Below are 19980 nucleotides of genomic sequence, written 5' to 3'. Positions count from 1 at the left end.
AACCGCATCAACTTCCGCGGCAACACCAAGACCGAAGACCAGGTGCTGCGCCGCGAGATGCGCCAGATGGAAGGCGGCTGGGCCAGCACCTACCTAATCGACCAGTCCAAGCAGCGCCTGGAGCGCCTGGGCTACTTCAAGACGGTCAACGTCGAGACCCCGGCGGTGCCGGGCACCGACGACCAGGTGGACGTCAACTACAGCGTGGAAGAGCAGCCCTCCGGCTCCATCACCGCCAGCATCGGCTTCGCCCAGGACGCGGGCCTGATCCTCGGCGGCTCGATCAGCCAGAACAACTTCCTGGGTACCGGCAACAAGGTCAGCGTCGGCCTGACCAAGTCCGACTACCAGACCCGCTACAACTTCGGCTTCGTCGACCCCTACTGGACCGTCGACGGCGTGAGCCTGGGCTACAACGCCTTCTACCGCAAGACCGACTACGACAAGCTCGACGTCGACGTTTCCGACTACTCGGTGAACAGCCTCGGCGCCGGCGTCAGCATCGGCTACCCGATCAGCGAGACCTCGCGCCTGACCTACGGCCTGACCGTGCAGCGCGACACCATCGACACCGGCGCCTACACCGTCGACGAGATCTTCGACTTCCTCGAGAAGGAAGGCGACAACTTCACCAACTTCAAGGCCTCCATCGGCTGGTCCGAGTCCACCCTGAACAAGGGCGTGCTGGCGACCCGCGGCCATTCCCAGAGCCTGGTGCTGGAGTCGACCATCCCCGGCAGCGACCTGTCGTTCTACAAGCTGGACTACCGCGGCCAGATCTTCGCGCCGCTGTCCGACACCTACACCATGCGCTTCCACACCGAGCTGGGCTACGGCGACGGCTACGGCTCCACCGACCGCCTGCCGTTCTACGAGAACTACTACGCCGGCGGCTTCAACTCGGTGCGCGGCTTCAAGGACAGTTCTCTCGGCCCGCGCAGCACGCCGAGCCGCGTCATAGACCCGGCCACCGGCCAGGAGACGGCGGGGCCTGACGCCAAGGGCCGCTACACTGACCCGGACCAGGACCCGCAGGCCTTCGGTGGTAACGTGATGATCACCGGCGGCGCCGAACTGCTGTTCCCGCTGCCCTTCGTCAAGGACCAGAGCCAGCTGCGTACCGTACTGTTCTGGGACGTGGGCAACGTGTTCGACTCGGACTGCCCGCTGTCCACCACCCAGGGTTGCGACGGCATCAAGCTCAACGACATGGCCATGTCCGTGGGCGTGGGCCTGACCTGGATCACCGCGCTGGGCCCGCTGAGCTTCAGCCTCGGTACCCCGATCAAGAAGCCGGACAACGCGGAGACCCAGATCTTCCAGTTCTCCCTGGGGCAGACCTTCTAAGACTTGTTGTATAGACAACCTAGCTTTGTGCAGGAGTGCAATGTGCGTAAGTTGACCCAGTTCGTCCTGATCACCGCCGCCCTGATGGCGAGCCCTGCGTTCGCCGACATGAAGATCGCGGTGCTCAACTACCAGATGGCACTCCTCGAGTCCGATGCGGCCAAGCAGTATGCCGTCGACGCCGAGAAGAAGTTCGGCCCGCAACTGACCAAGCTGCGTGCCCTGGAAAGCGACGCCAAGGCCCTGCAGGACAAGCTGGTCAATGGCGGCAGCAAGCTGTCCAAGTCCGAGCGCGACAAGGCCGAGGACGACTTCAAGCAGAAGGCCCGCGACTTCCAGTTCCAGTCCAAGGAACTGAACGAAGCCAAGGCCTCGGCCGACCGCGAGATGCTCAAGAAGCTCAAGCCGAAGCTGGACCAGGCCGTGGAGGAAACCATCAAGAAGGGCGGCTACGACCTGGTGGTCGAGCGCGGCGCGGTGGTTGACGTCAAGCCCCAGTACGACATCACCCGCCAGGTCATCGAGCGGATGAACCAGCTGCGCTGATGATGAGCCCGCGGTCCCATACCCTCGCCGAACTGGCCGCCCAGCTCCAGGCGGAGCTGCGCGGCGACCCGGCCGTGGTCATCCACGGCCTGGCCACCCTGCAGGACGCAGGCCCCGAGCAACTGAGCTTCCTGGCCAACCCGCAGTACCGCAGGTTCCTGGCCGACAGCCGGGCTGGTGCTGTGCTGCTCACCGCCGCCGATGCCGAAGGCTTCACCGGCAACGCGCTGGTGGTGCCCGACCCCTACCTGGCCTACGCCGGGCTGTCGCACCAGTTCGACCCCAAACCCAGGGCGCCCGCCGGCATCCACTCCACCGCGGTGGTCGATGCCAGCGCCAGTGTCGATCCCACGGCCAGCATCGGCCCCTATGTGGTGATCGAGGCCGGCGCGCAGATAGGCGCCGGCGTCACCCTCGGCGCCCACTGCTTCGTCGGCGCGCGCAGCGTGATCGGCGACGGCGGCTGGCTGGCCCCGCGCGTGACCCTCTACCACGACGTGCGCATCGGCAAGCGCGTGGTCATCCAGTCCGGCGCCGTGCTCGGCGGTGAAGGCTTCGGCTTCGCCAAGCAGCAGGGCGCCTGGCAGAAGATCGCGCAGATCGGCGGGGTGACCGTCGGCGACGACGTCGAGATCGGCGCCAACACCACCATCGACCGTGGTGCGCTGTCCGATACCCTGGTTGGCAACGGCGTCAAGCTGGACAACCAGATCATGATCGCGCACAACGTGCAGATCGGCGATCACACCGCCATGGCCGGCTGCTGCGGGATTTCCGGCAGCGCCAAGATCGGCAGGCATTGCATGCTCGCCGGCGGCGTCGGCCTGGTCGGGCACATCGAGATCTGCGACAACGTCTTCGTCACCGGCATGACCATGGTCACCCGCTCGATCACCGAGCCGGGCGCCTACTCATCCGGCACGGCCATGCAGCCCGCCGCTGAATGGAAGAAGAGCGCTGCCCGTATTCGCCAGCTCGACGACATGGCCCGTCGTCTGCAACAGCTGGAAAAGCGCCTGGCCGCCGTGACCCCGAGCGGAGACACTCCATCTGATGCGTGAGTCACGCATTTTTTGGCGTTTCCCTTTTCTGAACAGGCTCCCCTGAACATGATGGACATCAACGAGATTCGCGAATACCTGCCTCATCGCTACCCTTTCCTGCTGGTGGATCGGGTGGTGGAGCTGGACATCGAAGGCAAGCGCATTCGCGCCTACAAGAATGTCAGCATCAATGAGCCCTTCTTCAACGGCCACTTCCCGCAGCACCCGATCATGCCCGGCGTGCTGATCATCGAGGCCATGGCCCAGGCGGCCGGCATCCTCGGCTTCAAGATGCTCGACGTGAAGCCGGCCGACGGCACCCTGTACTACTTCGTCGGCTCCGACAAGCTGCGCTTCCGCCAGCCGGTGCTGCCGGGCGACCAACTGAACCTGCATGCCCAGTTCATCAGCGTGAAGCGCGGCATCTGGAAGTTCGACTGCCACGCCACCGTCGATGACAAGCCGGTGTGCTCGGCCGAAATCATCTGTGCGGAACGCAAACTATGAGTTTGATCGATCCTCGCGCCATCATCGATCCGCGGGCAAGGCTGGCCGACGACGTAGAGGTGGGCCCCTGGTCCATCGTCGGGCCGGATGTGGAAATCGGCGAAGGTACGGTGATCGGTCCGCACGTGGTGCTCAAGGGCCCCACGAAGATCGGCAGACACAACCGGATTTTCCAGTTCTCCAGCGTCGGCGAGGACACTCCCGACCTGAAGTACAAGGGCGAGCCGACTCGCCTGGTGATCGGCGACCACAACGTGATCCGCGAGGGTGTGACCATCCACCGCGGCACCGTCCAGGACCGTTCGGAAACCACCATCGGCGACCACAACCTGTTCATGGCCTACGTCCACGTCGGCCATGACAGCGTGATCGGCAACCACTGCATCCTGGTCAACAACACCGCGCTGGCCGGGCACGTGCACGTGGACGACTGGGCGATCCTCTCCGGCTACACCCTGGTGCACCAGTTCTGCCGCATCGGCGCCCACAGCTTCTCCGGCATGGGCACCGCCATCGGCAAGGACGTACCGGCCTACGTGACCGTCTTCGGCAACCCCGCCGAGGCGCGCAGCATGAATTTCGAGGGCATGCGCCGCCGCGGCTTCAGCGCCGAGGCCATCCATGCCCTGCGCCGGGCCTACAAGGTGGTGTACCGCCAGGGCCTGACCGTGGAGGAGGCGCTCGCCGAGCTGGCCGAATCCGCCGCGCAGTTCCCGGAAGTCGCGGTGTTCTGCGCTTCCATCCAGAGCGCCACCCGCGGCATCACCCGCTGACCATGGCTGCGGGCACCGGCAAGCTGCGCGTCGCCCTGGTGGCGGGCGAGGCCTCGGGGGACATCCTCGGCGCCGGCCTGATGCAGGCCCTGCGCGAGCGCCATCCCGAGGTCGAGTTCATCGGCGTGGGCGGTGCGCGCATGCAGGCCCAGGGCCTGGTCTCGGAATTCCCCATGGAGCGCCTGGCGGTCATGGGCCTGGTCGAGGTCCTCGGCCGCCTGCGCGAGCTGCTGAAGCGGCGCAAGGACCTGATCCGCACCCTGATACTCGCGCGCCCCGACGTCTTCATCGGCATCGACGCGCCGGACTTCAACCTCGGCCTGGAACTGCAACTGCGCCGCGCCGGCATCCGCACCGTGCACTACGTCAGCCCCTCGGTCTGGGCCTGGCGGCAGAAGCGCGTGCTGAAGATCAAGCAGGCCTGCGACCTGATGCTGGCGCTGTTCCCCTTCGAGGCGAAGTTCTACGAGGAGCACGGCGTGCCGGTGCGCTTCGTCGGCCACCCGCTGGCCAACACCATCCCCCTGGAAGCCGATCGCGCCGCCGCGCGCGCGCAGCTCGGCCTGCCGGCCGACGCCCAGGTGGTGGCGCTGCTGCCGGGTAGCCGGGGCGGCGAGGTGGGCAAGCTTGGTGCGCTCTTCCTCGACACCGCCGAGCGCCTGCTGCAGCAGCGCCCGGGTCTGCGCTTCGTGCTGCCCTGCGCCAGCCCTGAGCGGCGCGCGCAGCTGGAGCAGATGCTGCAGGGCCGCCAGTTGCCGCTGCAACTGCTCGACGGCCAGTCCCACGAAGCCCTGGCCGCCTGCGACGCGGTACTGATCGCCTCCGGCACCGCCACCCTCGAGGCGCTGCTGTACAAGCGGCCGATGGTGGTCGCCTACAAGGTCGCGCCGCTGACCTACAGGATCCTCAAGCGCCTGGTGAAGAGCCCCTACGTCTCGCTGCCCAACCTGCTCGCCGGGCGCCTGCTGGCCCCCGAGCTGATCCAGGACGCGGCGACCCCCGAGGCCCTGGCGCAACACCTGCTGCCGCTGCTGGACGACGGCAGCGCGCAGACCGAATCCTTCGACGCCATCCACCGCGCCCTGCGCCAGGATGCGTCCGCGCAGGCCGCCGAAGCGGTGCTCGCCCTGATGGAGAAACGCTGATGCAGATGGGCCTGGATTTCGACCTGGTCGAGGAACTGGTGGCCGGTGTCGACGAGGTGGGCCGCGGCCCGCTCTGCGGCCCGGTGGTCACCGCCGCGGTTATCCTCGACCCGGCGCGGCCGATCATCGGCCTGAACGACTCGAAGAAGCTCAGCGAGGCGCGCCGCGAGGCGCTGTTCGATGAGATCCGCGAGAAGGCCCTGGCCTGGTGCATCGCCCGCGCCGAGGTCGAGGAAATCGACCGGCTGAACATCCTCCACGCCACCATGCTCGCCATGCAGCGCGCGGTGGAAGGCCTGAGCGTCATCCCGAAACTGGCGCTGATCGACGGCAACCGCTGCCCCAGGCTCAGGGTGCCGGCGGCCCCGGTGGTGCAGGGCGACGCCAAGGTGCCGGCCATCGCCGCCGCCTCCATCCTGGCCAAGGTCTCCCGCGACCGCGAGATGCAGGAAATGGAAGCCCTCTACCCCGGCTACGGCATCGGCGGGCACAAGGGCTACCCGACCCCGGTGCACCTGGAAGCCCTCAAGCGCCTGGGCCCCACGCCCATCCACCGGCGTTCCTTCGCCCCGGTGCGCGCGCTGCTGGAAAGCCCGGCCGGCATCTTCTGAGCGCCACACGGCGGCAGTGGCGATCTGAAGCCTGTAGCTTTGCGGAGCGGGCCGGTACAATCGGCCGCTTATCGTTTCCGCGTTGCATAGGACCGTCATGACCGCCTCTTTCGTCCACCTGCGTCTGCACTCCGAGTACTCCCTGGTCGACGGCCTGGTCAGGGTCAAGCCGTTGTGCAAGGCAGTGGCCGGCGCCGGCATGCCGGCGGTGGCGATCACCGACCAGAGCAACATGTGCTCGCTGGTGAAGTTCTACAAGACCGCCATGGGCGCCGGCATCAAGCCCATCTGCGGCGCCGACGTCTGGCTGGCCGGCCGCGACGAGGACGGCCCGCTCAGCCGCCTGTCGCTGCTGGTGATGAACGCCAAGGGCTACCGCAACCTCACCGAGCTGATCTCCCGCGGCTGGCAGGAAGGCCAGCGCAACGGCGAGATCATCATCGAGCGCGACTGGCTGAAGCAGGCCGCCGAGGGCCTGATCGCACTGTCCGCGGCCAAGGAAGGGGAGGTCGGCCAGGCCCTGCTCAGCGGCGACGACGCCCTGGCCGACTCGCTGCTGGCCGAATGGATGGAAGTCTTCCCGGACCGCTTCTACCTGGAAGTGCAGCGCACCGCGCGGGTCAACGACGAGGAGCACCTGCACGCCGCCGTGGCCCTGGCCGAGCGCAGTGGCGCGCCGCTGGTGGCCACCAACGACGTGCGCTTCATCAAGCAGGAAGACTTCGAGGCCCACGAGACCCGCGTGTGCATCGGCGAAGGCCGCGCCCTGGACGACCCGCGCCGCTCGCGCAATTACTCCGACCAGCAGTACCTGAAGACCCCGGCGGAAATGGCCGAGCTGTTCAGCGACCTGCCCGAGGCCCTGGAAAACACCATCGAGATCGCCAGGCGCTGCAACATCGAGGTGCAGCTGGGCAAGTACTTCCTGCCCAACTTCCCGATTCCCATCGAAGGCATGGACATCAACGACTACCTGCGCCATGTCTCCTACGAAGGGCTGGAGGAGCGCCTGGCGGTGCTGCTGCCCAAGGACACGCCGAACTACGAGGAAAAGCGCCAGGTCTACGTCGACCGCCTGGAGTTCGAGCTGGGCACCATCATCCAGATGGGCTTCCCCGGCTACTTCCTGATCGTGATGGACTTCATCAAGTGGGCCAAGAACAACGGCGTGCCGGTGGGCCCCGGCCGGGGTTCGGGCGCAGGCTCCCTGGTGGCCTACGTGCTGAAGATCACCGACCTCGACCCGCTGGCCTACGACCTGCTGTTCGAACGCTTCCTCAACCCCGAACGTATCTCCATGCCCGACTTCGACGTGGACTTCTGCATGGAAGGCCGCGACCGGGTGATCGACTACGTGGCCGACGCCTACGGGCGCAACGCGGTGAGCCAGATCATCACCTTCGGCTCCATGGCCGCGAAGGCGGTGGTGCGCGACGTGGCGCGGGTGCAGGGCAAGTCCTACGGCCTGGCCGACAAGCTGTCGAAGATGATCCCCTTCGAAGTCGGCATGACCCTGGACAAGGCCTTCGAGCAGGAGGAAATGCTCCGCGACTTCCTCAAGTCCGACGAGGAAGCCCAGGAAATCTGGGACATGGCCCTGAAGCTGGAAGGCATCACCCGCGGCACCGGCAAGCACGCCGGCGGCGTGGTGATCGCGCCGACCAAGCTCACCGACTTCTCGCCCATCGCCTGCGACGAAGAGGGCGCCGGCCTGGTGACCCAGTTCGACAAGGACGACGTGGAGGCCGCCGGCCTGGTGAAGTTCGACTTCCTCGGCCTGCGCACCCTGACCATCATCAAGTGGGCGATGGAGATCATCCATCGCATCCAGCGCAAGGCCGGCGACGAGAACCTGGTCGACATCGACCGCATCCCGCTGGACGACAAGAAGACCTACGACCTGCTGCAGAAGGCCGAGACCACCGCGGTGTTCCAGCTGGAATCGCGCGGCATGAAGGAGCTGATCAAGAAGCTCAAGCCGGACTGCCTGGAAGACCTGATCGCACTGGTGGCGCTGTTCCGTCCCGGCCCGCTGCAGTCGGGCATGGTGGACGACTTCATCAACCGCAAGCACGGTCGTGAGGAAATCTCCTACCCGCACCCGGACTACCAGTACGCCGGCCTGGAACCGGTGCTCAAGCCCACCTACGGCATCATCCTGTACCAGGAACAGGTGATGCAGATCGCCCAGGTGATGGCCGGCTACACCCTCGGCGGCGCCGACATGCTGCGCCGCGCCATGGGCAAGAAGAAGCCCGAGGAGATGGCCAAGCAGCGCGGCGGCTTCATCGAGGGCTGCGCCAACAACGGCATCGACAAGGACCTGGCGGGCAACATCTTCGACCTGGTGGAAAAGTTCGCCGGCTACGGCTTCAACAAGTCGCACTCGGCCGCCTACGGCCTGGTTTCCTACCAGACCGCCTGGCTGAAGACCCACTGGGCGGCGCCCTTCATGGCCGCGGTACTCACCGCGGATATGCAGAACACCGACAAGGTGGTGACGCTGATCGAAGAATGCCGGCACATGAAGCTGCGCATCGTCGCCCCGGACGTGAACAACTCCGAGTTCCGCTTCACCGTCGACGACGACAACCAGATCGTCTACGGCCTGGGCGCGATCAAGGGCGTCGGCGAAGGCCCGGTGGAAGCCATCACCGAATGCCGCAACGAGGGCGGGCCGTTCAAGGACCTGTTCGACTTCTGCGACCGCATCGACCTCAAGCGCATCAACAAGCGCACCCTGGAGGCGCTGATCCGCGCCGGCGCCCTGGACCGCTTGGGCCCGTACTTCCATGACGAGCCCAAGGCCTACCTGGCCGACATCGACCGCAACCGCGCGGTGCTGCTGGCGTCCATGGAGGAAGCCATCCAGGCCGCCGAGCAGACCGCGCGCAGCCACGACAGCGGCCACATGGACCTGTTCGGCGGCCTCTTCGCCGAGCCCGAGGCGGACGTCTACGCCAACCACCGCAAGGCCAAGGAACTCACCCTCAAGGAACGCCTGAAAGGCGAGAAGGACACCCTCGGCCTCTACCTCACCGGTCACCCGATCGACGAGTACGAGGGCGAGGTGCGCCGCTTCGCCCGCCAGCGCATCGTCGAGCTCAAGCCGGCGCGCGACACCCAGACCGTGGCCGGGCTGATCGTCAACCTGCGGGTGATGAAGAACAAGCGCGGCGACAAGATGGGCTTCGTCACCCTCGACGACCGTTCCGGGCGCATCGAGGCCTCGCTGTTCGCCGAGGCCTTCGCCGCCAACCAGGGCCTGCTGCAGACCGACGCCATGGTGGTGATCGAGGGCGAGGTCAGCCAGGACGACTTCTCCGGCGGCCTGCGCCTGCGCGCCAAGCGCGTGATGGGCCTGGAGGAGGCGCGCACCGCGCTGGCCGAGAGCCTGCGGCTGAAAGTCGCTGCCGATGCGCTCAAGGGCGACCGCCTGCGCTGGCTGGCCGACCTCTGCACCCGCCACCGCGGCAACTGCCCGGTGACCGTCGACTACAGTTCCAGCGACGCCCGCGCCCTGCTGCAGTTCGGTGACGACTGGCGCATCGACCCGGCCGATGCGCTGATTCAAGCCCTGCGTGACCAGTTCGGGCGCGACAACGTCTTCCTCAACTACCGCTAGCGTGAGCCGGTGGCCCAGTGCCGCCGCCCGCCAGTCTCGACCCTGGGCGCCCGATACCGTAAGGTAGGGCGCCATACGGACCAGGCCCTGCCGCCATTCAGCACGACGGATAGCCCATGAACCCGAACTTCCTCGATTTCGAACAGCCGATCGCCGACATGCAAGCCAAGATCGAAGAGCTGCGTCTGGTCGGCAACGACAACTCCATCAACATCAGCGATGAAATCGCCCGCCTGGAAGACAAGAGCCGCGCGCTGACCGAGAACATCTTCGGCAACCTGAGCAGCTGGCAGATCGCCCAGCTCGCGCGCCACCCGCGCCGGCCCTACACCCTGGACTACATCGAGCACATCTTCAGCGAGTTCGAAGAGCTGCACGGCGACCGCCACTTCGCCGACGACGCCGCCATCGTCGGTGGCGTCGCCCGCCTGGACGACCAGCCGGTGATGGTCATCGGCCACCAGAAGGGCCGCGAAGTGCGCGAGAAGGTGCGCCGCAACTTCGGCATGCCGCGCCCCGAAGGCTACCGCAAGGCCTGCCGCCTGATGGAAATGGCCGAACGCTTCAAGATGCCGATCCTGACCTTCATCGACACCCCCGGCGCCTACCCGGGCATCGATGCCGAAGAGCGCGGCCAGAGCGAGGCCATCGCCTGGAACCTGCGCGTCATGGCGCGCCTGAAGACGCCGATCATCGCCACCGTCATCGGCGAGGGCGGCTCCGGCGGCGCGCTGGCCATCGGCGTCTGCGACAACCTGAACATGCTGCAGTACTCCACCTACGCGGTGATCTCCCCCGAAGGCTGCGCCTCGATCCTCTGGCGCACCGCCGAAAAGGCCCCGGAAGCCGCCGAGGCCATGGGCATCACCGCGGCCCGCCTGAAGGACCTGGGCATCGTCGACACCGTGATCCCTGAGCCCCTGGGCAGCGCCCACCGCGACCCGGCCGCCGCTGCGCAGAACATCCGCAACGCCATCAAGGCGCAACTGGGCGCACTCAAGGGCCTGAGCGTCGACGAACTGCTGGCGCGCCGCTACGAGCGGCTGATGAGCTACGGGATTGCCTGACGGCGGCGGCAGGCTTCAGGCGGCAGGCTGCAGGCAAGAGCGAAGAGCACGCCCCCGGCAGGATGACGCCTCACTCCCAAACCGCTCCGAACAGCCCCCTCTCCCTTCAGGGAGAGGGTTGGGGAGAGGGAACAGCGTCAATCCCCACACCGCAGCTAGCGGAAAACTCCATTCGCGAGCAAGAACTAGGCGTCCCCCTCGCTCCTACGAAGAGCCTGCGGAGCCGCCGGTTATGCCATACGCTCTTCGCCTGTAGCCTGTAGCCTGTAGCCTGTAGCCTGTAGCCGCCCCCATGCCCCTAGCATCCCGCCTGCTCTCCGCCCTGGCCCCCTGGCGCCAGGCCCCGGCATGGCGGGTAGGCTTCTCCGGCGGGCTGGATTCCACCGTGCTGCTGCATCTGCTGGCCGGGCTGGCCAGGACCGAATCCCTGCCGCCTCTGTCCGCCATCCATGTCCACCATGGCCTGCAGGCCGTGGCCGACGCCTGGCCGGCGCACTGCGAGGCGTTCTGCCGCGAGCTGGGCGTCCCTCTGCTGGTCGAGCGGGTGACGGTAGCGGCGGGCGCCAGCCTGGAGCAGGCCGCGCGCCGCGCACGCTACGAGGCTTTTGCGAAACACCTGAAAACGGGCGACTGCCTGCTGGCCGCCCAGCACCGCGACGACCAGGCCGAGACCCTGCTGTTCCGCCTGCTGCGCGGCGCCGGCGTGCGTGGCCTGGCCGGCATTCCCGCAGCCCGGCCGCTGGGGTGTGGCATGCTGCTGCGGCCCTTGCTGGACGTCTCCCGCGCCGAACTCGAAGCCTACGCCCGCGAGCATGGCCTGCGCTGGATCGAGGACCCGTCCAACGCCGACACCGGCTTCGCCCGCAACTACCTGCGCCAGCGCGTGCTGCCGCTGCTCGCCGAGCGCTGGCCGCAGGCGCCGGGCAACATCGCCCGCAGCGCCGCGCACCTGGCCGAGGCCGAGGCGCTGCTGGCCGAACTGGCGCAGCAGGACCTGGCCGCGGCGCGGCCCGGCAATCCGTTCGACTGGCTGGACGTGCCCTCGCTGGCCCTGGCGCCGCTGCTGGCGCTCAGCGAAAGCCGCCAGCGCAATGCCCTGCGCCACTGGCTGGCGCCCTTCGCGCCCATGCCGGACAGCGCCCACTGGGCCGGCTGGCAGGCCCTGCGCGATGCCGCCGGGGATGCCGAGCCGGTCTGGCGCCTGGCCACCGGCGAGCTGCAGCGCAGCGGCGGGCGGCTCTGGTGGCTGTCCGGTGCCTGGTTGCAGGAGGCGGCGTGCGAGTTGAGCTGGGACGACCCGACGCAGCCCCTGGCGCTGCCCGGCAATGGCCTTCTGCACCTGGAAGGTGCACCGCCCGTCGGGCCGCTGCGGGTGAGCCTGCGTCGCGGCGGCGAGCGGCTGGAACTGGCCCGGCGCGGCCACCGCGACCTCAAGCGGCTGCTCAACGAAAGCGCCCTGCCGGCCTTCGTCCGGCCGCGGCTGCCGCTGCTCTGGCGCGGCGGGCAACTGCTCGGCGTGGCCAACCTGCCGGCGCTGCGCCGGGCCGGCGAGACGGGCTGGCGCCTGTGCTGGACGCCCCCGACGAGTGACCCGGGTTTGAGATGAAAGGGCCTTTCCGGTAGACTACGCTCCCGTCTTGTACCGCTCCCGCCGATTCCCACGGAATCAGCGGGAGTTCGCTATTGAGCGCGGCATGCGCCGCGGTTTGGGCCGCGGCCCATTCATTCGCTTCCCCGGCGGCCCAGCCGCCTAAACGCTGACATTCAGGGCTTTTCATGACGCGCTACATCTTCGTCACGGGTGGTGTTGTTTCTTCATTGGGGAAAGGCATCGCCTCGGCTTCCTTGGCTGCCATTCTGGAAGCGCGTGGCTTGAAGATCACGATGCTCAAGCTGGACCCGTACATCAACGTCGATCCGGGCACCATGAGCCCGTTCCAGCACGGTGAGGTGTTCGTCACCCACGACGGCGCCGAGACCGACCTCGACCTGGGCCACTACGAGCGCTTCGTGCGCACCACCATGACCCAGAACAACAACTTCACCACCGGCCGCGTCTACATGGACGTGCTGCGCAAGGAGCGCCGCGGCGACTACCTGGGCGCCACCGTGCAGGTGATCCCGCACATCACCGACGAGATCAAGCGCCGCATCATCAAGGGCGCCGGCGATGCCGACGTGGCCCTGGTGGAAGTCGGCGGCACCGTCGGCGACATCGAGTCGCAGCCGTTCCTCGAGGCGATCCGCCAGCTGCGCGTGGAAATCGGTTCGCGCCGCGCCATGCTGATGCACCTGACCCTGGTCCCGTACATCGCCACCGCCGGCGAGACCAAGACCAAGCCGACCCAGCACTCGGTCAAGGAGCTGCGCTCCATCGGCCTGCAGCCGGACGTGCTGGTCTGCCGTTCCGACCACCCGGTGGACGTCTCCTCGCGCCGCAAGATCGCCCTCTTCACCAACGTCGAGGAGCGCGCGGTCATCTCCCTGGAAGACGTCGACACCATCTACCGCATCCCGTCGGTGCTGCACGCCCAGGGCCTGGACGACATCGTCGTCGAGCGCTTCGGCCTGGAGTGCGGCCCGGCCGACCTGTCCGAGTGGGACCGGGTGGTCGACGCCAAGCTCAACCCCGAGCGTGAAGTCACCATCGCCATGGTCGGCAAGTACATGGAACTGCTCGACGCCTACAAGTCGCTGATCGAAGCCATGACCCACGCCGGCATCCAGAGCCGCACCAAGGTCAACCTGCGCTACATCGACTCCGAGGACATCGAGCAGCAGGGCACCGGCCTGCTCGACGGCGCCGACGCCATCCTGGTCCCGGGCGGCTTCGGCCTGCGCGGCGTGGAAGGCAAGATCACCGCCGTGCAGTACGCCCGCGAGAACAAGGTCCCCTACCTGGGCATCTGCCTGGGCATGCAGGTGGCGGTCATCGAATACGCCCGCAACGTGCTGGGCTGGAAGGACGCCAACTCCACCGAGTTCGACAAGGCCAGCGGCCACCCGGTGGTCGGCCTGATCACCGAATGGCAGGACTCCACCGGCGCCACCGAAGTGCGCACCGAGGCCTCCGACCTGGGCGGCACCATGCGCCTGGGCGCCCAGGAATGCCAGCTCGAAGCCGGCACCCTGGTGCACGACTGCTACGGCAAGGACGTGATCGTCGAGCGCCACCGCCACCGCTACGAAGTGAACAACAACCTGCTGCCGCAACTGCGGGAAGCCGGCCTGAAGATTTCCGGCCGCTCCGGCGACGGCGCCCTGGTCGAAGTGGTCGAGGCCCCGGACCATCCGTGGTTCGTCGCCTGCCAGTTCCACCCGGAGTTCACCTCCACCCCGCGTGATGGCCACCCGCTGTTCAGCGGCTTCGTCAACGCCGCCCTGAAGCAAGCCGGGAAGGCCTGAGCATGACCCAGAAGATCATCCGCGTCGGCGACATCCAGATCGGCAACGAGCTGCCCTTCGTGCTGTTCGGCGGCATGAACGTGCTGGAGTCGCGCGACCTGGCCATGCAGGTCTGCGAGGAATACGTGCGGGTGACCGAGAGGCTCGGCATCCCCTACGTGTTCAAGGCCAGCTTCGACAAGGCCAACCGCTCGTCCATGCACTCCTTCCGCGGCCCGGGCATGGAAGAGGGGCTGAAGATCTTCGAAGAGATCAAGCGGACCTTCAAGGTGCCGGTGATCACCGACGTCCACGAGCCCTTCCAGGCCGCCCCGGTGGCCGAAGTGTGCGACATCATCCAGCTGCCGGCCTTCCTCTCGCGGCAGACCGACCTGGTGGTGGCCATGGCCCGCACCGGCGCGGTGATCAACATCAAGAAGGCCCAGTTCCTCGCGCCCCAGGAGATGAAACACATCCTGGCCAAGTGCGAGGAGGCCGGCAACGACCAGCTGATCCTCTGCGAGCGTGGCTCCTCCTTCGGTTACAACAACCTGGTGGTGGACATGCTCGGCTTCGGCATCATGAAGCAGTTCCAGTACCCGGTGTTCTTCGACGTGACCCATGCCCTGCAGATGCCGGGCGGCCGCGCCGATTCCGCCGGCGGCCGCCGCGCCCAGGTCACCGACCTGGCCAAGGCCGGCATGAGCCAGGGCCTGGCCGGCCTGTTCCTGGAGGCCCATCCGGACCCCGAGCACGCCAAGTGCGACGGTCCGTGCGCCCTGCGCCTGAACAAGCTCGAGCCTTTCCTGTCCCAGCTCAAGCAGCTGGACGACCTGGTGAAGCATTTCCCCACCATCGAGACCGCCTGAGAACCTGACAATGTCTGCCTGCGCTTGCCCATGCTGCGTTGGAAACAATCGAAAAGATGCTCATTTACTCTATGTAAACTGCGCTTTTTCGCTTGCTTCCGCCTTGCCTGGGCTGCGCTCGGCGAGACCTTGAACAGGTTCTAAAGTCTCACCAGCCGCCCCGTTTATCTATCTTCGGAGTGTTATCAAGAATGGCAAAGATCGTCGACATCAAGGGCCGTGAGGTCCTGGACTCCCGCGGCAACCCGACCGTTGAAGCGGACGTGATCCTGGACAATGGCATCGTCGGCAGCGCCTGCGCCCCGTCCGGTGCTTCCACCGGTTCCCGCGAGGCACTCGAACTGCGCGATGGCGACAAGAGCCGTTACCTGGGTAAAGGCGTGCTGAAGGCCGTGGCCAACATCAACGGCCCGATCCGCGACCTGCTGCTGGGCAAGGACCCGGTCGAGCAGAAGGCGCTGGACCAGGCGATGATCGAACTCGACGGCACCGACAACAAGGCCAAGCTGGGCGCCAACGCCATCCTGGCCGTGTCCCTGGCCGCCGCCAAGGCTGCCGCACAGGCCAAGGGCGTGCCGCTGTACGCGCACATCGCCGACCTGAACGGCACCCCGGGCGTGTACTCCATGCCGGTGCCGATGATGAACATCATCAACGGCGGCGAGCATGCCGACAACAACGTCGACATCCAGGAGTTCATGGTCCAGCCGGTCGGCGCCAAGACCTTCGCCGATGCCCTGCGCATGGGCGCCGAGATCTTCCACCACCTCAAGGCCGTGCTGAAGGCCCGTGGCCTGAGCACCTCGGTGGGCGACGAAGGCGGTTTCGCCCCGAACCTGGCGTCCAACGAAGAAGCCCTGGCCGCCATCTCCGAAGCCGTGGCCAACGCCGGCTACAAGCTGGGTGACGACGTGACCCTGGCCCTGGACTGCGCCTCCAGCGAGTTCTTCAAGGACGGCAAGTACGACCTCGAAGGCGAAGGCAAGGTGTTCGACGCCGCCGGTTTCGCCGACTACCTGGCCGGCCTGGCCGAGCGCTTCCCGATCATCTCCATCGAAGACGGCATGGACGAGTCCGACTGGGCCGGCTGGAAAGTCCTCACCGACAAGATCGGCGGCAAGGTGCAACTGGTCGGCGACGACCTGTTCGTGACCAACACCAGGATCCTCAAGGAAGGCATCGAGAAGGGCATCGGCAACTCCATCCTGATCAAGTTCAACCAGATCGGCTCGCTGACCGAGACCCTCGAAGCCATCCAGATGGCCAAGGCCGCCGGCTACACCGCGGTGATCTCGCACCGCAGCGGTGAAACCGAGGACAGCACCATCGCCGACCTGGCCGTAGGCACCGCCGCCGGCCAGATCAAGACCGGCTCGCTGTGCCGTTCCGACCGCGTGTCCAAGTACAACCAGCTGCTGCGCATCGAAGAGCAGCTGGGCGCCAAGGCGCCGTACCGTGGCCGCGCGGAATTCCGCGGCTGACGCTAGTCTGGTACGGTGAAGGGGTGGCAGGAGCCACCCCTTCGCACATGGAGTCCACCAATTGCGTCTGAGTAAGCTGCGCAGCCCCTACTGGCTGTTCCTCTTCCTGATACTGGCCCTCGCCGGCCTGCAGTATCGCCTGTGGGTAGGGGACGGCAGCCTGGCGCAGGTGCGCGAGCTGGAGAAGCAGATCGCCGACCAGCAGGGCGAGAACCAGCGCCTGCTCGAGCGCAACCGCATCCTCGAGGCCGAGGTGGCGGAACTGAAGAAAGGCACCGAGACGGTCGAGGAGCGTGCCCGCCACGAGCTCGGCATGGTCAAGGACAAGGAAACCCTCTACCAGCTGGCGCAATGAAATTCCGCGACATCTCCCTGCCGGCCTTCTGGGCCGTGATCCCCGCCGCGGGCATTGGCTCGCGCATGCGCGCCGACCGCCCCAAGCAATACCTCGACCTCGCCGGCCGCAGCATCCTCGAACACACCCTCGACTGCTTCCTCGGCCACCCCATGCTCAAGGGCCTGGTGGTTTGCCTGGCGCCTGACGACCCCTGGTGGCCGGACCTGCCCTGCGCCGCCGACCCGCGCATCCTGCGCGCCGAAGGCGGCCGCGAGCGCGCCGACTCGGTGCTCAACGGCCTGCTGCTGCTCAACGAACAGGGCGCCGCCAGCGACGACTGGGTGCTGGTGCACGACGCGGCGCGGCCGAACCTCAGCCGCGGCGACCTCGACCGCCTGCTGGGCGAACTGGAGAACGACCCCGTGGGCGGCCTGCTCGGCGTGCCGGCACGGGATACGCTCAAGCGCGTCGGCGCCGATGGCCGGGTGCTGGAAACCGTCGACCGCAGCGTGGTCTGGCAGGCCTACACGCCGCAGATGTTCCACCTCGGCGCCCTGCACCGCGCCCTGGCCGACGCCCTGGTGGCGGGCGCAGCCATCACCGACGAAGCCTCGGCGATGGAGTGGGCCGGCAGCGCGCCGAAGATGGTCGAAGGCCGCGCCGACAACATCAAGGTCACCACCCCGGAAGACCTGCAGCGGCTGCAACGGACTTTCGGAAAACGCTGAAACCATGAAGCGCCTTGCGAGGTTCCTGCCCAGGCTCGAAGGCGACTTGCACCGCATCCTGCGCTGGGCCGGCGACGGCTGGCGCATGCCCTGGCTGTGCCTGGGCCTGGCGCTGCTGGGTACCTGCAGCGCCGCCTACCCGATCACCTCCGTGGTGGTGCCGGCGGTCCTCGTGGCGCCACGGCCGCAATACCGGGCGTAGCGATTCGGCCTAGACCTGTAGGAGCGGGCCCTGCCCGCGATTTCGCGCGCAGGGCGCGCTCCTACAAGGGGATGGTGCGGTGGGGCAGCGTAGGAGCGGATCTCATCCGCGAACCGCGCCGATACGTCCGGCTATCGCGGACAAGGTCCGCTCCGGGGGAGAGATATACCGTGCCTCATGGCAATTGTAGGAGCGGGCCCTGCCCGCGAATCGCGCGCAGGGCGCGCTCCTACAGGGGGATGGTGCGGTGGGGCAGCGTAGGAGCGGATCTCATCCGCGAACCGCGCCGATACGTCCGGCTATCGCGGACCGCTCCTACGGGGGAGGGATATACCGTGCCTCATGGCAATTGTAGGAGCGGGCCCTGCCCGCGAATCGCGCGCAGGGCGCGCTCCTACAGGGGATGGTGCGGCGGGGCAGCGTAGGAGCGGATCTCATCCGCGAGCCGCGCCGATACGTCCGGCTATCGCGGACAAGGTCCTACGGGGGAGAGATATACCGTGCCTCATGGCAATTGTAGGAGCGGGCCCTGCCCGCGAATCGCGCGCAGGGCGCGCTCCTACAGGGGATGGTGCGGCGGGGCAGCGTAGGAGCGGATCTCATCCGCGAACCGCGCCGATACGTCCGGCTATCGCGGAAAAGTTCCGCTCCTACGGGGGAGGGATATACCGTGCCTCATGGCAATTGTAGGAGCGGGCCCTGCCCGCGAATCGCGCGCAGGGCGCGCTCCTACAGGGGGATGGTGCGGCGGGGCAGCGTAGGAGCGGATCTCATCCGCGAACCGCGCCGATACGTCCGACTATCGCGGACAAACTCCGCTTCCGCAGGGGCAGGCTTTCCGCTCTTGCCTGCCGCTTGCAGCCTGCCGCCGCTTTCACCCCAGCAACGGCACCTCGATGAGGAAGCGGAACAGCGCCCCATGCTGTTCCACCGCCAGGCAGTTGTAACCGTGGCGCTTTGTATCCTCGGGGATGCCGTGCACCGACTGCGAGCAGTCGGTGACTACCTCCAGCAGGTCGCCTGGCTTCAGCGTCTCCAGGGTTTCCAGGGTGGCGATGGCGTTGTACGGGCAGTGCTCGCCGCGCAGGTCAAGCGACAGCGTCGGCGTCTTGTTCGCGCTCATTGGCGGTTTTCCTCGAACGGGTGAAGCGGTTGGCGTTCAGTTGCACCAGCAGCATGCACAGCGCAAGGCCGGCGAAAGTCAGCAGCAGGCCGCCGCCGGGGCCGAAGATCTGCAGCAGGTTGAGCTTGGGATAGGGCAGGGCGAGTGCGCTGCCCAGCGAATCCCAGTACACCGCCACCAGGGTGCCGCCGATCACGTTGCCGACGCCGACCACCCAGAAATGCACCTGGCCTTCCATCGATCGGTACATCCAGCCGGTCTCGCAGCCGCCGGCGAGGACGATGCCGATGCCGAACAGCACGCCGCCGATCACCGCGTTGGGGCCCATCCAGAAGGTCTTCGGCGCCACGCCCAGGTGGATCGCCGCGAAGGTGCCGACGCAGGCCGCGGCCATGCCCAGCAGGATGCCGAAGGCTGCCTTGGTCCTGCCGGTGGTCCAGAGGTCGCGGGCGGCGCTGGTGAAGCAGATCTGCGCGCGCTCGATCAGGCCGCCGAACAGCAGGCCGAACAGGGTGGCCAGGCCCAGTACCAGGGACACCTCGAAGCGCCAGGCGGCGAACAGCGCGGCCACGGCCAGCACCGCCAGGCCCAGGCGCCATTGCACCTTGGCGCGGCGGGCCAGGCTCGCCGCGTCGGGCAGGCTGGCAGCCTTGCCGGTGACCTTCAGCGGCGTGCGCAGGAACGGCAGCAGGCTCAGCTTCACGCCGAACCAGGCGCCGATCACGGTGGACAGCATGAAGGCCCAGGCATGCACCGAGAACATCGGGATGCCGGTGAAGAAGGCCGCCAGGTTGCAGCCCATGGCCAGGCGCGCGCCGAAGCCGGCGACGATGCCGCCCACCAGGCCCTGCAGCAGGCGCCGCCGGCTGGTCGGCCAGCGCAGGCTGACGTTGCCGGCCCAGAGCGCGCAGCACAGCGCGCCGAGGAACATGCCGATGATCATCACGCCGTCGATGCGGTCCAGCGGCGTGCCCTGCAGGCCGATGATCCTGAAGTAGCTCCAGTCCTGCACCGGCACGCCGAACCAGGACAGCACGTGGCCGCCCCAGCGGGTGAATTCCCCGGTGACGGCCCAGAAGGTCCCGGTCAGGGCGAAGTAGTAGGCGGAGGCGACGCCGAGCGCGACCAGCGTCGGCAGTGGCGACCAGAAGCGCAGCAGGTAGCGCTCGCGGAAGGCGGCAAGAGTGGGCAT

The 19980-nt window shown here is 67.3% G+C and carries 18 protein-coding genes; 16 read left to right on the top strand and 2 right to left on the bottom strand.

The genetic code is table 11. From position 1 onward, the window contains the following. The 16 genes from bamA to CHC02_RS27620 all read left to right on the top strand — a co-directional run. The coding region (gene bamA / locus CHC02_RS27695) for an outer membrane protein assembly factor BamA (RefSeq protein WP_089394591.1) at positions 1-1347 on the top strand (1347 nt) is incomplete at its 5' end. Positions 1348-1389: 42 nt separating this feature from the next. Further along, positions 1390-1893 (top strand): OmpH/Skp family outer membrane protein, encoded by a 504-nt coding sequence (locus tag CHC02_RS27690; protein WP_074985541.1) that lies wholly within the window; start codon positions 1390-1392, stop codon positions 1891-1893. Then, positions 1893-2954, top strand: a complete 1062-nt coding sequence (lpxD, locus tag CHC02_RS27685) for a UDP-3-O-(3-hydroxymyristoyl)glucosamine N-acyltransferase (RefSeq protein WP_089394590.1) — start codon at positions 1893-1895, stop codon at positions 2952-2954. Before CHC02_RS27690 ends, lpxD begins: the two co-directional genes overlap by 1 nt. Before the next feature lie 48 nt (positions 2955-3002). Further along, complete coding sequence (gene fabZ, locus CHC02_RS27680; protein WP_009616653.1) at positions 3003-3443, top strand: 3-hydroxyacyl-ACP dehydratase FabZ; 441 nt, start codon at positions 3003-3005, stop codon at positions 3441-3443. Continuing rightward, positions 3440-4216, top strand: a complete 777-nt coding sequence (gene lpxA / locus CHC02_RS27675; RefSeq protein WP_089394589.1) for an acyl-ACP--UDP-N-acetylglucosamine O-acyltransferase — start codon at positions 3440-3442, stop codon at positions 4214-4216. The genes fabZ and lpxA overlap by 4 nt, the downstream gene beginning before the upstream one ends. A gap of 2 nt (positions 4217-4218) precedes the next feature. Further along, positions 4219-5361: a lipid-A-disaccharide synthase gene (gene lpxB / locus CHC02_RS27670; protein WP_089394588.1), complete on the top strand. Its 1143-nt coding sequence runs from the start codon at positions 4219-4221 to the stop codon at positions 5359-5361. Beyond that, a complete protein-coding gene (gene rnhB, locus CHC02_RS27665) occupies positions 5361-5972 on the top strand; it encodes a ribonuclease HII (RefSeq protein WP_089394587.1) in 612 nt (203 codons plus the stop codon). Before lpxB ends, rnhB begins: the two co-directional genes overlap by 1 nt. Positions 5973-6069: 97 nt before the next feature. Next, complete coding sequence (gene dnaE, locus CHC02_RS27660; protein WP_089394586.1) at positions 6070-9597, top strand: DNA polymerase III subunit alpha; 3528 nt, start codon at positions 6070-6072, stop codon at positions 9595-9597. Positions 9598-9713: 116 nt separating this feature from the next. Beyond that, positions 9714-10664, top strand: a complete 951-nt coding sequence (locus tag CHC02_RS27655) for an acetyl-CoA carboxylase carboxyltransferase subunit alpha (RefSeq protein WP_089394585.1) — start codon at positions 9714-9716, stop codon at positions 10662-10664. A 292-nt stretch (positions 10665-10956) separates the two neighbouring features. After that, positions 10957-12270, top strand: a complete 1314-nt coding sequence (gene tilS / locus CHC02_RS27650; RefSeq protein ID WP_089394584.1) for a tRNA lysidine(34) synthetase TilS — start codon at positions 10957-10959, stop codon at positions 12268-12270. 170 nt (positions 12271-12440) lie between these two features. Beyond that, on the top strand, positions 12441-14069 hold the full coding sequence (locus CHC02_RS27645; RefSeq protein ID WP_089394583.1) for a CTP synthase: 1629 nt from the start codon (positions 12441-12443) through the stop codon (positions 14067-14069). A gap of 2 nt (positions 14070-14071) precedes the next feature. Beyond that, complete coding sequence (kdsA, locus tag CHC02_RS27640) at positions 14072-14917, top strand: 3-deoxy-8-phosphooctulonate synthase (protein ID WP_089394582.1); 846 nt, start codon at positions 14072-14074, stop codon at positions 14915-14917. A gap of 191 nt (positions 14918-15108) precedes the next feature. Next, positions 15109-16398 carry a phosphopyruvate hydratase gene (gene eno, locus CHC02_RS27635; protein ID WP_089394581.1) on the top strand — a complete coding sequence of 430 codons (1290 nt, stop codon included), beginning with the start codon at positions 15109-15111 and terminating at the stop codon, positions 16396-16398. Positions 16399-16474: 76 nt separating this feature from the next. Next, the gene (gene ftsB, locus CHC02_RS27630; protein WP_089394593.1) at positions 16475-16753 is read left to right on the top strand and encodes a cell division protein FtsB; all 279 of its coding nucleotides are present in this window, start codon (positions 16475-16477) and stop codon (positions 16751-16753) included. Then, positions 16750-17463 carry a 2-C-methyl-D-erythritol 4-phosphate cytidylyltransferase gene (ispD, locus tag CHC02_RS27625; protein ID WP_089394580.1) on the top strand — a complete coding sequence of 238 codons (714 nt, stop codon included), beginning with the start codon at positions 16750-16752 and terminating at the stop codon, positions 17461-17463. Before ftsB ends, ispD begins: the two co-directional genes overlap by 4 nt. Positions 17464-17467: 4 nt before the next feature. Further along, a complete protein-coding gene (locus CHC02_RS27620) occupies positions 17468-17665 on the top strand; it encodes a hypothetical protein (protein ID WP_089394579.1) in 198 nt (65 codons plus the stop codon). 874 nt (positions 17666-18539) lie between these two features. Here the strand turns inward: CHC02_RS27620 and yedF are convergent. Further along, complete coding sequence (gene yedF, locus CHC02_RS27615; protein ID WP_009616683.1) at positions 18540-18788, bottom strand: sulfurtransferase-like selenium metabolism protein YedF; 249 nt, start codon at positions 18786-18788, stop codon at positions 18540-18542. Continuing rightward, the gene (gene yedE / locus CHC02_RS27610; protein WP_089394578.1) at positions 18754-19980 is read right to left on the bottom strand and encodes a selenium metabolism membrane protein YedE/FdhT; all 1227 of its coding nucleotides are present in this window, start codon (positions 19978-19980) and stop codon (positions 18754-18756) included. Before yedE ends, yedF begins: the two co-directional genes overlap by 35 nt.

This window comes from Pseudomonas delhiensis, from assembly GCF_900187975.1.
Lineage (GTDB): Bacteria > Pseudomonadota > Gammaproteobacteria > Pseudomonadales > Pseudomonadaceae > Pseudomonas > Pseudomonas delhiensis.
The sequence above is the reverse complement of the archived record's forward strand: the minus strand, read 5'-3'. Positions and strand labels throughout refer to the sequence as shown.